We start from the raw sequence: 13,012 nt of genomic DNA, 5'->3' as shown, positions 1-13,012 counted from the left end.
GACATGGCTAAATCCGCCCCGCCTCCGCCCCCGCCGCGCGCCATAAAGGTGCCGCGCGAGCCGATCTTTCGCTGGCCCCGGACGGTGCGCGGCTGGTTGATCCTGATCGTGCTGGTCGCCATGCTGCTGGCGGGCGGATTTGCCCTCTACAAATGGCGTTCGCTGTATTTCGGCATGCCGCAGCTGCCGGAAACGTCCGAACTCTGGGAAACCCATCGCGAACAGGCGTTCGAGTTCATCGACCGCGACGGCAACACGCTGGACGTGCGCGGCCCCCGCTATGGCCGGGCGGCCGACATCTCCACCCTGCCGGCATTTGTCCCGCAGGCCTTCATCGCCGCCGAGGACAAGCGCTTCTACGAGCATGACGGGGCCGACGACGCCGCCATTGCCCGGGCCGCGCTGTCGAACTTGCGCGCCGGCGAAACCGTGTCCGGTGCCTCCACGATCACCCAGCAGCTGATCAAGAACCTCGTCCTCGACAATCGCCAGACGCTGAGCCGGAAGGCGCAGGAAATGAAGCTTGCCCGCGAACTTGAAACGCGGATCAGCAAGGACGAGGTGCTGTCGCTGTATCTCAACCGCGTCTATTTCGGCGCCGGCCTCTACGGAATTGACGCGGCCGCGCGCTATTATTTCGGCAAGCCACCGCAGGAACTGGCCCTGCCGGAAGCCGCGCTGCTCGCGGCCCTGCCCAAGGCACCCTCGAAACTGAACCTGCGCGATAACCTCGAAGGCGCGCTGGCGCGCCAGTCCTACGTCCTGACAGAAATGACCGATCTTGGCTTCATCACGAAGGAGCAGGCCGCAGCCGCGCGGGAAACCAGGATCAACATCATCGAGGCGCCGGTCTATGACGCCCAGCTCGGCTATGTGCTGGACACGGCCGGCGAGCGGGCGAAGGCCATGCTGCCGCGCCTGCCCGGCGACCTTGTGGTCACTGTGTCGATCGACCCGAAGGTGCAGGAAAAGGTCGAGGCCATGCTCACCGAACGCATGACCAAGGACGGCAAGGCGCAGGGCGCCAGCCAGGTCGGCGCGCTGGTGATGGCCAAGGATGGCCGGGTCGTCGCCATGGTGGGCGGGATGGATTATGCCGCGTCGGAATACAACCGCGTGACCCAGGCGAAACGCCAGCCGGGCTCCAGCTTCAAGCCCTTCGTCTACGCCGCGGCGCTGGAAGACGGCTATTCGCCCTATGACGTGATGATCGACGAGCCGGTGACGATCGACAAGTGGCAACCGACCAATTACGGCGGCGGCTTTCTTGGCCCGATGACGCTGAGCGAAGCGCTGACCCGGTCGACCAATACGGTCGCAGCCCAGCTCGGACAGGCCGCCAGCGAGGAACGCATCATCGCGCTGGCCAAGCGCTTCGGCATGACCACCCCGATGCAGCCCTTCCCGTCGCTGGCACTCGGCAGCCAGGAAGTGACCATGTGGGAACTTGTCCGCGCCTATGGTGCGTTCCAGTCAGGCGGATTGCGCCTGGACCCCTATCTCATCGACAAGATCGAGGATTCGCGCGGCAACGTGCTGTACCAGCGTCCGGAATACGACCGCGAACGAGTCTACCCGTTCGAACTGGCCGAGGACATGAACGCCATGCTGGCCCGCGTGGTCAACGCGCCGATCGGCACCGGCGGGCGGGCCAAAATCAGCAAGTGGACCGTCGCGGGCAAGACCGGCACGTCACAGGACTGGCGCGACGCCTGGTTCGTCGGCTTCACCGCCGCCTATGTCGGGGCCGTCTGGGTTGGCAATGACGATGACAGCGCGATGAAGCGCGTTACCGGCGGTGGCCTGCCGGCTGATCTCTGGTCGGACATGATGGAAATCGTCCATGCCGGCAAACCGCCTGAAAGCCTGATCGGTGCCGAGGGTGGCATGGTGGTCAGCGAAGCAGCTGAAAAGCGCATCTCGTTCTATCGCGGTCTCAGCCAGGCCTTCAGCGTCGCCGCCTCCAATCGCGCTGCGGGCAATTCCTCGCCGCAGTAAAGCCGGGCTTTTCAGCGCGCTGCATTCCGCCTAACAGGCTGGGCCATGGATACTGATGTTCTCGACACCCTGATGCTCGCCCTCGATGGCGGCGGCGTGACCGTTCCGGAAACGGGGGACATCCTGTTCCTCCGCGCCGAACCGGGCCCTGTGCTTTCGCTTTTGCCGACCGCCCGGCTGACCTGCCAGCAGACGTTCAAGCCGCCTCATGACGCCCTCAAGGCAGCGGGACACACGCTGCTTGCCCCCGGGAGCGAACAGTTCGGGCCCGCCGCACTGACGCTGATCCTTCCGCCCCGCCAGAAGGACGAGGCGCGCGGCCTGTATGCCCGCGCCATGCTGGCTGCGCCCGAGGGCGCCACCGTGCTGGCCTGCCTGCCGAACACGCTGGGCGCCAAGACTGCCGAAAAGACGCTGGGCGAGATTGCGGGCGAGACGCAGAGCCTGAGCAAGAACAAGTGCCGCGCCTTCTGGGCCCGCAAGGACAGCGCCCGTTTCAACAAGGCGCTCGCCGAGGCATGGGTTGCCGCCGACCAGCCACAGCCTGTCGCGGATGGCGAGATGTGGAGCCGCCCGGGCCTTTTTTCATGGGACCGGGTAGATGCCGGGTCCGAACTGCTGGCCGAAAGCGTTCCCGAGGACATCAAGGGCGCAGGCGCCGACTTCGGTGCCGGCCAAGGCTATCTGACCAAAGCGGTGCTCGCCCATTGCCCCCGCATTACCCACATGGACCTCTACGAGGCCGAACACCGCGCCATCGCCTGCGCGGAGAAGACGCTTGAAGGCATCGATAACGTCGCCATTCACTGGGCCGATGTCACCCGTGACCCGCAGGAAAGCCGCTACGATTTCATCCTGATGAACCCGCCCTTCCACGTTGGACGGGCGGACGCCGCCGGCCTCGGCCAGGCCTTCATCCAGGCCGCCGCGCGGGCGCTGAAGCCGGGCGGGGCATTGTACATGGTCGCCAATCGCCACCTGCCCTATGAGGCGACGGTGAAAGCCTGCTTCAAGCAATATGAAATCCTTGAGGATTCAGGCGGCTACAAGGTGATCCGCGCCGATCGGCCGAAGCGCCAGAAATGAAGGATATCCGCGCCGTTTCGAAATACCTGGCAGGCCTCGGCTATGGCAGCCGCAAGGAGGTCGAGACGGCCATCCGGCGGGGGCGGGTGAAGGGCATTGATGGCGCCGGTGTGGGCGTGGGCGGGGCGTGGGAGGAGGTTACCTTCGACGGCGAGCCGCTGGACCCGCCGCCCGGCATGGTCATCGCGATGCACAAGCCGGCGGGCTTCACCTGCTCGCGCTCCGATGCCGGCAGCCTCGTCTATGAATTGCTGCCGCCGCGCTACCTGAAACGTGACCCCGCCCTTTCGACTGTCGGCCGGCTCGACGCGGCGACGACAGGCCTGCTGCTGTTCACCGATGATGGGCAGTTGCTGCACCGGCTGATCTCGCCGAAGTCTGCGGTGGAGAAAGTCTATGAAGTGGCGCTCGCCCGGCCGCTGGAAGGGCACGAGGGCCAGGCCTTTGCCAGCGGCACGCTGGTGCTGCGCGGCGAAGACAAGCCGCTGAAGCCGGCGACGCTGGAAGTGACCGGAGAGCGCGCCGCGCGCGTCACCCTGACCGAGGGCCGTTACCACCAGGTGCGCCGCATGTTCGCCGCCGTGGGCAACCATGTCGAAACCCTCCACCGCGCGCGCTTTGGTGCCCTGACGCTGGACGGACTGGCCGAAGGCGAGTGGCGGTTGCTGGCACCGGAGGAAGTGGCGGGCCTCGGCTGACGCTCAGGCGCGGGGGTCGCCTAGAAGCTGCGCGTCTTGACCTTGTCCCGGCCGGCCTTCTTGGCATCCGAGAGGAACGTGTCGGCCTGCTGGACCAGTTGCCTGGCGTCCATTCCCGGCTCAAGGGATGCCACACCGAACGACGCGGTGAGATTGGAAATCCGGGTTCCGTCATGGAGGACCAGGTCGGACCCCTTCAGGATGGACTTGATCTTTATCAGGAGATTGTACGCGGCGATGGTTTCGGTTTGCGGGAGAATGATCGCAAACTCCTCGCCGCCAATCCGCGCAACCATGTCCTGGCCCTTGATGTTGCGGGTGATGAGCGCGCCGAACATTTTCAGAACGGCATCGCCAGCCGATCGCCCGTAGATTTCATTCACCTTCTTGAGGTGATCGATATCGGCCATGGCGACACACAATTTCTTGCCGGTCCTGGATGCCTCGGCAACATTCTCTTCGAGGCGCTTGTCGAAGGCCCGGCGATTGGGCACCGCTGTCAACGGATCGCGCAGGCACTGGGTCTGCACCTCTTCCAGCTCCTTGTTCAGCGTCTCGAGCTGTTTCTGGGATTCGCTCAGCCCCTCACCCAGCTCTCGCGTGGTCTCAACCATGCGCCGGTTGTCTTCGATGAGGCTGGAGACGAGGGCGGACAGGTTATCGCCCGATGCCGCCTCGGGTATGCGACTGCCGACCGCGCTGAGGGAGGCATGATAGACTTCGTTACTGGTGACGCCTTGCTGGATGATGCCGAGAACACTCTCGACCTCTCGTTCGATTGCATCGCCGATATTCATCGTGTCGGTATCATCGGCACCGGTTGCGACGAATTCCCAATGGATCGTCTCGATGTCATAGGCGCTGAGTTCGCCCTTGGCCGCGATCAGCTCGTCCACGCGCGCCACCAGCAGCGGGTCTGCCCCCGCCACATAGGCATACCAGAGCGCATAGGTTTGCGGTGTTGGCGGTGTGCGATACCGGTGGATCAGGTCGAATACCTTGCCGGCCGTGTGATACACATCGGCCGATTCACCGCTCGCGCCGGGGCGCGCCAACGCGTTTTCCTCACTCACTGGCGTGGTCTGCATCGTATCAAGCGTCCCCAGATCCCGGCCTTCGGCCTCCGCCGAATTTACGCGCGTACCTTTTATCAATTATTAATGGCCGTAAACCATGCCGAGACCCCGCTCACGCAGAGGTGCCCTGCTGGAGTGACGCTTCAGAACCACCGCGTACGCGCTGACAAAAAAAGCCCCGCGAACCCGGAGGTTCGCAGGGCCAATCTTGTCGGCGGACTGACTCTAGTTCTTGGTCAGGCCGAGCGATTCAACCGTGGACACGGTGAGGTAGCCGACCGGCAGGTTGTTGGCGCGCTGGTAAGCTTCCATGGCCTTGAGCGTGCCCGGACCAAACTCGCCGTCGACCGGGGCCTTGTAGCCAGCCTTGGTCAGTGCCGTCTGGACTGCCGAGATCTTGCCGGGCGTTGCGTTCGTGTCGCAAAGCACTTCACGCCATTCGAGGCTGCCACCACCGCTGACAACACGCTTTTCGAGCGTCTTGTACGTGGCCGGAATGACGATGGTCTCTTCAGACGCAGCGGTCACCAGCTTCTGGACGGAAATGGTTTCGTAGACAGCCGGTACGACCTCTTCGGTCACTTGTGCCGGCTGGCTGACAACCTGACGGGTAACCGTCTTGTAGGTTGCCGGGATCACCTTGGCTTCGGTGCGCTCAGGCGAAACGAGGCGCGTGCGGGTGACGGTTTCGTATTGCGCAGGCACTTCGACGCGACACAGCAGCTCGCCCGTCGACACACCATTGTTGGAGACTGACGCATCAATGGCGCGACCGTAGAGTCCGTTGCCCGGCTTCCACGTCGTGTATGCAGCGCGGGTCATGACCTGTTCCGTATACGTTTCGTATTGCGCCGGAATGACGACCGTGTCAGTGCGCTCCGGTGTCTGCAGGACCTGCTCGGTCACGGTTTCGAACATGGTCGGCGTGACGCGAACGTCCTTGGATTCTTCCTTGACCAGGACCTGCTCGGTCACGGTTTCGTAAGTCGCCGGAATCAGCTTGATTTCCGTGCCTTCCGGGCGGTCGATGACCTGCTCGGTGACGACTTTCGTGGTCTCAGGCGTCAGCACGCGTGCATAGCATGTACCCGCATCGGATTCCGGCGGATAGTCTGCCGAACCTTGTGCGAACGCCATTCCGGCAAACGCGGTCGCGGCAACCGAAATCAAAAGCATTTTCTTGGACATATTATTCCCCTTAAATATCCGCCCCATCAGGAATCGGATCAATCTGTGTTTTAATCTGTGATCGGAGTCTCGCGCGCAAACGCAACCTCCACTAGGTATATCGCATGGACAGTGCTGCGGGTAATTATCCGCCAACTGAGCAACATGTGCCCCTCATGAAGGTTCCGTAATGAACCTTATATGAATATGAACAGAAATGGCTGTGATTGCCTGCCGGCGGCCACTCATTCGCGTGTCAGGGGAGTTTACCCGCCCAAAAGCCTTTACATGAGTGACGCGCGGGCGGGGCGACTGGCCCCGGCGCGGCGCAGGCCACCCCTAGCGCGGCGCCCCGGCACACGCTATCTGGCGCGCATGGCTCAACCTCCCCTGATTTCCCTGTCCGATGTCCGCCTCTCGCTGGGCGCAAAGCCCCTGTTCGAAGGGGTGACGCTCAGCCTGTCCAAAGGCGAGCGCGCTGCGCTTGTGGGCCGCAACGGGGCCGGCAAGTCCACATTGATGCGAATCATCTCCGAACAGATGGAGGCCGACAGCGGCCAGGTCTGGCGCCAACCGGGCACAACCTATGCAACCGTGGTGCAGGAACCGCGGTTCGACGGCTATGCCACCGTGCTCGACTATGTCAGCGAGGGACTGGAATACACCTATATGGCCGAGGCCGAGCTGATGGAGTTCGGCGTCGACGGCGCGGCCGACCCGGCCACACTGTCCGGTGGACAGCAGCGACGCGTGGCACTGGCCAGGGCGTTCGCGGCGGAACCCGACGTTATCCTGCTGGACGAACCGACAAACCACCTCGACGTGCCGATGATCGAATACCTGGAGGGCCGCCTCAAGGCGTTCAGCGGCGTCGTGCTGGTTGTCAGCCACGACCGCAGGTTCCTCGAGAACATTTCCACCAACACGCTGTGGCTGCGCCAGGGCCTCGTGCTGAAATCGCCGGATGGCTACGTGAAATTCGACCAGTGGGCTGAAGCCATCGAGGTCGAGGAAGAACGCCAGCTGAAGCGCGTGTCGACACAGCTGAAGGCCGAGCAGCACTGGTTGTCGCGCGGCGTTACCGGCCGGCGCAAACGCAACCAGGGGCGCCTCGCCAAGCTGCACGAGATGCGCGCGACCCATGGCGCCATGCGGGCGGCATTGAATGATCGCAAGAACACCGCCGAGTTCAGCGCGGGTGTCGGCGACTCGATGAGCAAGAAGGTGATCGAGGCGAAGGGCCTGTCGAAGACATTCGACACCCCGAACGGGCCGCTGGTGATCGCCAGGGACCTGTCCCTGAAAATCCTGCGCGGCGACCGCATCGGGATCATCGGGCCGAACGGGGCGGGCAAGACGACGCTGGTGCGCCTGTTGCTTGGCGAGATCGAGCCCGACGAAGGCAGTGTCCGCCATGCCAAGACGCTGGACGTCACCTATCTTGACCAGACGCGCGACACGCTGGACCCGAAAGACACGATCTGGGAGGCGCTGGCGCCATCCGGCGGCGACTCGCTGATGGTGCAGGGCCAGCAACGCCACATTGCGGCCTATGCGAAGGACTTCCTGTTCAAGCCCGAACAGCTGCGCCAGCCCGTCGGTGCCCTGTCGGGCGGCGAGCGCAACCGGCTGGCCCTGGCGATCGGCCTGGCCAAGCCCTCCACCCTGCTGGTGATGGATGAACCGACCAACGACCTGGACCTGCAGACACTGGACCTGCTGGAGGACATGCTGCTGAACTATGAAGGCACGCTGCTGCTGGTCAGCCACGACCGGGCCTTCCTCGATTCCACGGTGACCAGCTGCCTGTGCCCGCTGGGCGATGGCAAATGGGTGCAGACGGCGGGCGGCTGGACAGACGCACAGGACCAGCTGGCCCATGCGCGTGACCGTGAAACGGCGAGCAATGCCGGCAAGGCGAAGGCCGCCGAAGCGCCCAAGGCAAAGCCGCAGACCAAGCTGTCGTTCAAGGACGAGCACCGCCAGAAGGAAATCAATGCGCTGATCCCGGAACTGCAGGCCGAAATCGCCGCGCTGGAAAAGGCCCTGGCAGATGCTGACCTCTATGCCCGTGATCCCAAGGCCTTCCAGGCCAAGTCCGACCGGGTGGGGGCAGCGCGCAGCGAACTGGAAGCGGCGGAACTCGAATGGCTGGAAATCGAGGAAAAGCGTGAAACGCTGGCGGGATGAGCGTAAAAGCTTCCTTAACCGGCGCCACCTAGGTTTCGGCCCTGGATACATGGGAGTCCCGCTGATGCGCCATACATGGATGCTTGCGATTGCCGCCTGTTTCGCCGCACCGGCCCTGGCCGACGCGCCGACACTGAAAGCCGATGCCGTGGCCGCCAAGCCGGTGGGCTACGAGCAGGGCCTGTACCGGTTCGGCGCCACCTACAGCGTGACAGACCTGGATTCCGCCCTCAGCTGCCAAACAGCGTGCGCCGATGACGAGGTGTGCAAGGCGTGGAGCTTTATCGACGCGGCAGGCGATTCAGACGCCCGGTGCGAACTGAAACGCAGTGGTGGACGCCTGGAACGCAACCCGACGGCCACGTCCGGCATCTCACCGCGCCATGAAGCCCTGTTCTCGCCGGAGCCAACCACGCCCGCGGACGAATTGCTCGGCGCCGAAGCGGGCACCGATGCCGGTGACATCAAGGCCATCACGGTCGAGATCGAAAAAGTCGATATTGACGGCCCGACCGCCCTGGTACCGACCGACAACTAGATCGAGCGTTCCCTTGTCGCCGTAAAGCGGATGGCCGGGTTCTTCTCCTGCGCGTAACCGACATCCCAGGCGTTCTTGGCCAGGTAGACCGGTGCGCCATCAAGGTCTGTCCCCGACGCCGACTTGTTCCGGTCAAGGAAGTCTTCAAGTTTCTGCGGATCCTCGGAGGCGAGCCAGCGGGCGACATTGTAGGGCGCCGGTTCGAACACGACTTCAAGATTGTATTCTGCTGCCACACGCTCGGTCATGACTTCGAACTGCAGCTGGCCGACCGCGCCGACGATCATGTCCGAACCGATGGCCGGCTTGAAGAGCTGCGTCACCCCCTCCTCCGCGAGGCTTTCCAGCGCCTTGCGCAGGTGTTTCGCCTTCATCGGATCCTTCACCCGCGCGCGGCGCAGCAGTTCCGGCGCGAAGTTCGGGATGCCGGCGAACTGGATCTCGCCGCTTTCCGAGAGGCTGTCGCCGACCCGCAGCTGGCCGTGGTTGGGCACGCCGATCACGTCACCCGCATAGGCGGTTTCGGCGATCTCGCGGTCCTGCGCCAGGAACATCAGCGGATTGTGGATATTCAGCTGCTTGCCGCTGGCGCTCTTCAGGCGCATGCCGCGCTTGAATTCGCCCGAGCATAGGCGGAGGAAAGCGACACGGTCGCGATGGTTGGGGTCCATGTTCGCCTGGATCTTGAACACGAAACCCGACACCGCCGGATCGGACGGATGCACCATCACGGGCACGTCCTTGCGCTCGGCCTTCTGGTCGCGCGGCGCAGGCGCGAAATCATGCAGCGTGTTGAGCAGTTCCGCGACCCCGAAATGGCGCAGGGCCGAGCCGAACACGACGGGCGTCATGTTGCCGGCATTGAAGGCATCCGGATCGAATTTCGGAAGCAGGCCCGTGACCATCTCGACGCCTTCAACCAGCTCGGCATGGACAGGATCGTCCAGCTTGCCGATCAGGGCTTCATTGCTGCCGGGAATGCGCTGGGCGGGGCCGATGACGGGCGCCTCGCCGGGCCGCCGGTCGAACTGGCAGAATTCACCGGTCGTCAGATCCTTCATGCCGGCAAAGCGCTGGCCGGATGCGGCCGGCCAGTAGAGCGGCGCCGTGTCGAGCTGGAGCTTGTCCTGCACTTCGTCGAGCAGTTCGATGGGCTCCAGCGCCTCGCGGTCCATCTTGTTGATGAAGGTGACGATCGGGATGTCACGCAAGCGACAGACTTCGAACAGTTTGAGAGTCTGCGGCTCGATCCCCTTGGCGGCGTCGAGCACCATGACGGCACAGTCAGCCGCCGTCAGCGTACGGTAGGTGTCTTCGGAAAAGTCTTCGTGGCCCGGCGTGTCGAGCAGGTTGAACACAAGGTCGCGGTATTCGAATGTCATGACCGACGCGGACACGGAGATACCGCGGTCGCGTTCGATCTTCATCCAGTCGGACCGTGTGCGCCGCTGGGCGCCCCGCGCGGCGACTTCACCGGCTGCGCGGATGGCACCGCCCGCCAGGAGCAGGTTTTCGGTCAGTGTCGTCTTGCCCGCATCCGGGTGCGAAATAATGGCAAAGGTGCGCCGGCGGGCGGCTTCCTCGATGTGGGACATTGCGGTTTCCGGGTAAAATTTAGTTCACCCGCCAGCCCCTAGCCGATTTGCTGGCAGGAATGAAGGCCTGCAACGCGTCCGGCATGTCGGGAGGTCAGGCGGCGAGCGGCCAGATCTCGGCAATGTCGGGCAATGTGCCCTCTTCCTCGGCCCGCTGCTGCAGCGAGCGGAGGATGGCTTCGGGCAGGATCGTCAGCCGCGGTTCGCCCACCGCGTTGCCCTGGACAGGGAACAGGGCCGCATTGGCGCCGGTCTTCGCGATGATCAGGGACCCGAGGTCTTCAACCAGTTCCGGTTCGAGCGGCAGGTTGTCGGCGACGTGCTGGGTAATCACCCGCGTCGCAAAATCGAGCGCGTCACGTGCCCGCAATCCATAGGGATCGCCGCATCCCAGCGTCTTCCAGCACTTGGATAAATGGATCTCCGGAATGTCGATTTCCGCAATCCTGTCATTCAAAAGAAACAACATGTCTGCCCACCCCCAGCAGTGATTTCGTCTCAAGGCTGCCCGGACGGGGTTAACACAGTGTTTATCGCCAATCGCGTTACAAAGATTTTGGAAATCCTAGCCGGCGTCGCCTTCGACCTCTTCGGTCAGGAAGTGACGGCCTTCGCGATCCTCGATTTCGACGATCCACAAGTCGCTGTCCCGCTGGCGGGCACGGGTGACATAGGCGTCGACGCTCGCTTCGTCCGGTCCGACGCCCTGCACGATGAGGTTGAGGAACACGCGCTCGCCATCAAGGTTCGTGCTGGGCAGGTACACGGCGGCCGTACCGTCGAGCCGCGCGACCTTGATCAGGGTATCGCCGCGCGAATGATCGCCCTTCTGGACAACAAAGGCAGATGCGCCAGCGACTTCGACGCGCCGGATGAGGGCATCGACCCAGAGCCATGTGGGGAGGCGTTCCATACGGTGACTGTCTCTTGTTTTGGCGGGCCCCGCAAGCGGCCTCGACCTGTCTATTCGGCGGCGTCTTCGAGCGGTGCGATGTCGGCTGGATTGGCCAGCGGCAACGTCACCTCGACCCGGGTGCCCTTGCCGGGCTGGGAGCGCAGCGACAGCTGGCCACCATGTAGTTCGGCAAAGCTGCGCACGACGGCAAGGCCAAGCCCGGTGCCAACGCGGCCGCGCGAATTGCCACCCTGCGAGAAGGGCTCTGTCACCCGCTTCAGGTCGTCCTCCGTCATGCCGGCGCCCTTGTCGGTGACACTGAGAACGGCAGCGCCGCCTGCTTCGAAGGCGTCCAGGGTCACCGTGCCGCCGCTTTCGGAATACTTGATCGCGTTGGAAACGAGGTTCTGCCAGATCTGGCGAACGGCGCGGGCGTCAGCCTCGGCCCAGACTTCCACGTCCGCCTTCAGTTTCAGCTTCACCCCTGCCCGGTCGGCCTGGTTCTCGAGCTGGCGGACGATCGAAAGGGCCGAGGCGACGAGATCGACCGGCTCCGGTTCGAGCCGCTGGCGATCGGCATCGGCCTTGGCCAGGTCGAGGATGTCGTCGACCAGCAGCAGCAGGTCCTGCCCGCTTTCGTGGATGATGCCGGGATAGTCGGCATAGGCCTTGGGCATGGGCCCACGAATTTCGGCCCGCATCATGTCGGCATAGCCGAGGATGGCATTGAGCGGCGTCTTCAGGTCGTGCCCCAGCGATGCGAAGAACGCGGTGCGGTCCTTCAGGCGGCCAGCTGCGGATTCCAGCGCGGCGGCGGTTTCCTCGGCCTGCTGGCGCGCGTCGCTGAGGTCGCGCAGGACAAGCCATGTGCCGGTGGCGTGCGCCTCTGCCGTGAAGGCAACCGGCCGGCCATCCTCCAGGTTCAGCTCGCCCTTCACCGTCTCCTCGCCCGGCTGGAGCAAGGAGAGGTCTGCGGTATCATCGAACAGGGCCGACAGGACGGCGCCGGGCTTGATCGCCGCAATGCCGAACGTGTCGCCCGAGACGTGCCTGACGCGGCCTTCAGGGGTGACATCGAGCAGCAGCAGGCCCGCCGATGCGGGCAGCGCGGCCAGACTGGACGGCGCTGGCTCAGCCGGCTCGACCAGCGCCGCCGCAGCCGGGCGCAATTCCTCCCGGCGGGCGCGCACGACGGTCCAGATCAGCAGCCCCGTCAGGACCAGCGCGGCAAAGCCGACGGCAACGGTCAGCGGGAAAAACAGCTCTGTCGTCATCGGCAACAGGTCGAACCGCCCCATCAGCAGCGTCGCGAAATAGGCCATTGCGCCGAAAATCGCCGATTCTGCGGCCATGTCGGTGTCGTCGAGGGTCAGCGCGACCAGCGGTGCAACGGCGAACAGGATGGTCAGCGACGAGCCGGCCCCGCCGGTCAGTGCCACGCTGAGCACGGCCACCAGGGTCCAGGATATGACCAGCAAGGGGGCGGCATAGGGTGAGGGCGCATGCCCCGGCCGCAGGAAGACAAGGCCCACAACACTGGGCAACGCCGCCAGAACCAGGCCGCAGACAAGCGGAAGAATCGCGATGCCACGCAGCGCCGCAATGAGCCCGGCAGCCGCCACGAGGGCGAGCCAGGCTACATTAACGAACTGTAATCGCTTCTGCATCATGCGCAGGGACATCTTAACATCCCATAGAGATTCATTAGGCATTCTGGACGTATTACCCATCCCTTGCTGTATTTGTAATGCTTTGGGCAGGCAAGGTGA

The 13,012-nt window shown here is 64.0% G+C and carries 11 protein-coding genes; 5 read left to right on the top strand and 6 right to left on the bottom strand.

Annotation, left to right across the window (positions count from 1 at the left end; all coding sequences use genetic code 11):
• Positions 1-3 precede the first annotated feature (3 nt).
• The 3 genes from HJO_RS00200 to HJO_RS00190 are packed head-to-tail and all read left to right on the top strand — an operon-like array spanning position 4 to position 3,782.
• The gene (locus HJO_RS00200) at positions 4-1,998 is read left to right on the top strand and encodes a transglycosylase domain-containing protein (RefSeq protein ID WP_084141273.1); all 1,995 of its coding nucleotides are present in this window, start codon (positions 4-6) and stop codon (positions 1,996-1,998) included.
• 45 nt (positions 1,999-2,043) lie between these two features.
• Positions 2,044-3,084 (top strand): class I SAM-dependent methyltransferase, encoded by a 1,041-nt coding sequence (locus HJO_RS00195; RefSeq protein ID WP_035612365.1) that lies wholly within the window; start codon positions 2,044-2,046, stop codon positions 3,082-3,084.
• On the top strand, positions 3,081-3,782 hold the full coding sequence (locus tag HJO_RS00190; protein WP_035612364.1) for a pseudouridine synthase: 702 nt from the start codon (positions 3,081-3,083) through the stop codon (positions 3,780-3,782). The genes HJO_RS00195 and HJO_RS00190 overlap by 4 nt, the downstream gene beginning before the upstream one ends.
• Positions 3,783-3,802: 20 nt before the next feature.
• Here the strand turns inward: HJO_RS00190 and HJO_RS00185 are convergent, their stop codons facing one another.
• Both HJO_RS00185 and HJO_RS00180 read right to left on the bottom strand, forming a co-directional pair.
• Positions 3,803-4,870, bottom strand: a complete 1,068-nt coding sequence (locus HJO_RS00185) for a GGDEF domain-containing protein (RefSeq protein WP_035612362.1) — start codon at positions 4,868-4,870, stop codon at positions 3,803-3,805.
• A gap of 213 nt (positions 4,871-5,083) precedes the next feature.
• Positions 5,084-6,046 carry a peptidoglycan-binding domain-containing protein gene (locus HJO_RS00180; protein WP_035612360.1) on the bottom strand — a complete coding sequence of 321 codons (963 nt, stop codon included), beginning with the start codon at positions 6,044-6,046 and terminating at the stop codon, positions 5,084-5,086.
• 354 nt (positions 6,047-6,400) lie between these two features.
• Here HJO_RS00180 and HJO_RS00175 point away from each other — a divergent pair, with 354 nt between their 5' ends.
• Together HJO_RS00175 and HJO_RS00170 are read left to right on the top strand one after the other, a co-directional pair.
• Positions 6,401-8,215 (top strand): ABC-F family ATP-binding cassette domain-containing protein, encoded by a 1,815-nt coding sequence (locus tag HJO_RS00175; protein ID WP_035612358.1) that lies wholly within the window; start codon positions 6,401-6,403, stop codon positions 8,213-8,215.
• Positions 8,216-8,279: 64 nt separating this feature from the next.
• A complete protein-coding gene (locus HJO_RS00170; RefSeq protein ID WP_162173734.1) occupies positions 8,280-8,753 on the top strand; it encodes a PAN domain-containing protein in 474 nt (157 codons plus the stop codon).
• Here HJO_RS00170 and HJO_RS00165 read toward each other — a convergent pair.
• From HJO_RS00165 to HJO_RS00150, 4 genes are all read right to left on the bottom strand, one after another.
• Positions 8,750-10,348: a peptide chain release factor 3 gene (locus HJO_RS00165; RefSeq protein ID WP_035612354.1), complete on the bottom strand. Its 1,599-nt coding sequence runs from the start codon at positions 10,346-10,348 to the stop codon at positions 8,750-8,752. The genes HJO_RS00170 and HJO_RS00165 overlap by 4 nt on opposite strands.
• A gap of 94 nt (positions 10,349-10,442) precedes the next feature.
• Complete coding sequence (locus tag HJO_RS00160) at positions 10,443-10,817, bottom strand: hypothetical protein (protein ID WP_035612352.1); 375 nt, start codon at positions 10,815-10,817, stop codon at positions 10,443-10,445.
• 96 nt (positions 10,818-10,913) lie between these two features.
• On the bottom strand, positions 10,914-11,261 hold the full coding sequence (locus HJO_RS00155; protein WP_035612350.1) for a DUF1491 family protein: 348 nt from the start codon (positions 11,259-11,261) through the stop codon (positions 10,914-10,916).
• Positions 11,262-11,311: 50 nt separating this feature from the next.
• On the bottom strand, positions 11,312-12,925 hold the full coding sequence (locus HJO_RS00150; protein ID WP_035612348.1) for a sensor histidine kinase: 1,614 nt from the start codon (positions 12,923-12,925) through the stop codon (positions 11,312-11,314).
• Positions 12,926-13,012: the final 87 nt, after the last annotated feature.

The sequence above is a fragment of the Hyphomonas johnsonii MHS-2 genome, from assembly GCF_000685275.1.
Classification (GTDB): Bacteria; Pseudomonadota; Alphaproteobacteria; order Caulobacterales; family Hyphomonadaceae; genus Hyphomonas; species Hyphomonas johnsonii.
The sequence above is the reverse complement of the archived record's forward strand: the minus strand, read 5'-3'. Positions and strand labels throughout refer to the sequence as shown.

Excerpts from the sequence above, each read along its gene's own strand:
- HJO_RS00165 (WP_035612354.1), bottom strand. The coding sequence starts at position 10,348 with ATGTCCCACATCGAGGAAGCCGCCCGCCGGCGCACCTTTGCCATTATT.
- HJO_RS00185 (WP_035612362.1), bottom strand. The coding sequence starts at position 4,870 with ATGCAGACCACGCCAGTGAGTGAGGAAAACGCGTTGGCGCGCCCCGGC.
- HJO_RS00170 (WP_162173734.1), top strand. The coding sequence starts at position 8,280 with ATGCGCCATACATGGATGCTTGCGATTGCCGCCTGTTTCGCCGCACCG.
- HJO_RS00190 (WP_035612364.1), top strand. The coding sequence starts at position 3,081 with ATGAAGGATATCCGCGCCGTTTCGAAATACCTGGCAGGCCTCGGCTAT.
- HJO_RS00160 (WP_035612352.1), bottom strand. The coding sequence starts at position 10,817 with ATGTTGTTTCTTTTGAATGACAGGATTGCGGAAATCGACATTCCGGAG.
- HJO_RS00180 (WP_035612360.1), bottom strand. The coding sequence starts at position 6,046 with ATGTCCAAGAAAATGCTTTTGATTTCGGTTGCCGCGACCGCGTTTGCC.
- HJO_RS00200 (WP_084141273.1), top strand. The coding sequence starts at position 4 with ATGGCTAAATCCGCCCCGCCTCCGCCCCCGCCGCGCGCCATAAAGGTG.
- HJO_RS00155 (WP_035612350.1), bottom strand. The coding sequence starts at position 11,261 with ATGGAACGCCTCCCCACATGGCTCTGGGTCGATGCCCTCATCCGGCGC.
- HJO_RS00150 (WP_035612348.1), bottom strand. The coding sequence starts at position 12,925 with ATGTCCCTGCGCATGATGCAGAAGCGATTACAGTTCGTTAATGTAGCC.
- HJO_RS00195 (WP_035612365.1), top strand. The coding sequence starts at position 2,044 with ATGGATACTGATGTTCTCGACACCCTGATGCTCGCCCTCGATGGCGGC.
- HJO_RS00175 (WP_035612358.1), top strand. The coding sequence starts at position 6,401 with ATGGCTCAACCTCCCCTGATTTCCCTGTCCGATGTCCGCCTCTCGCTG.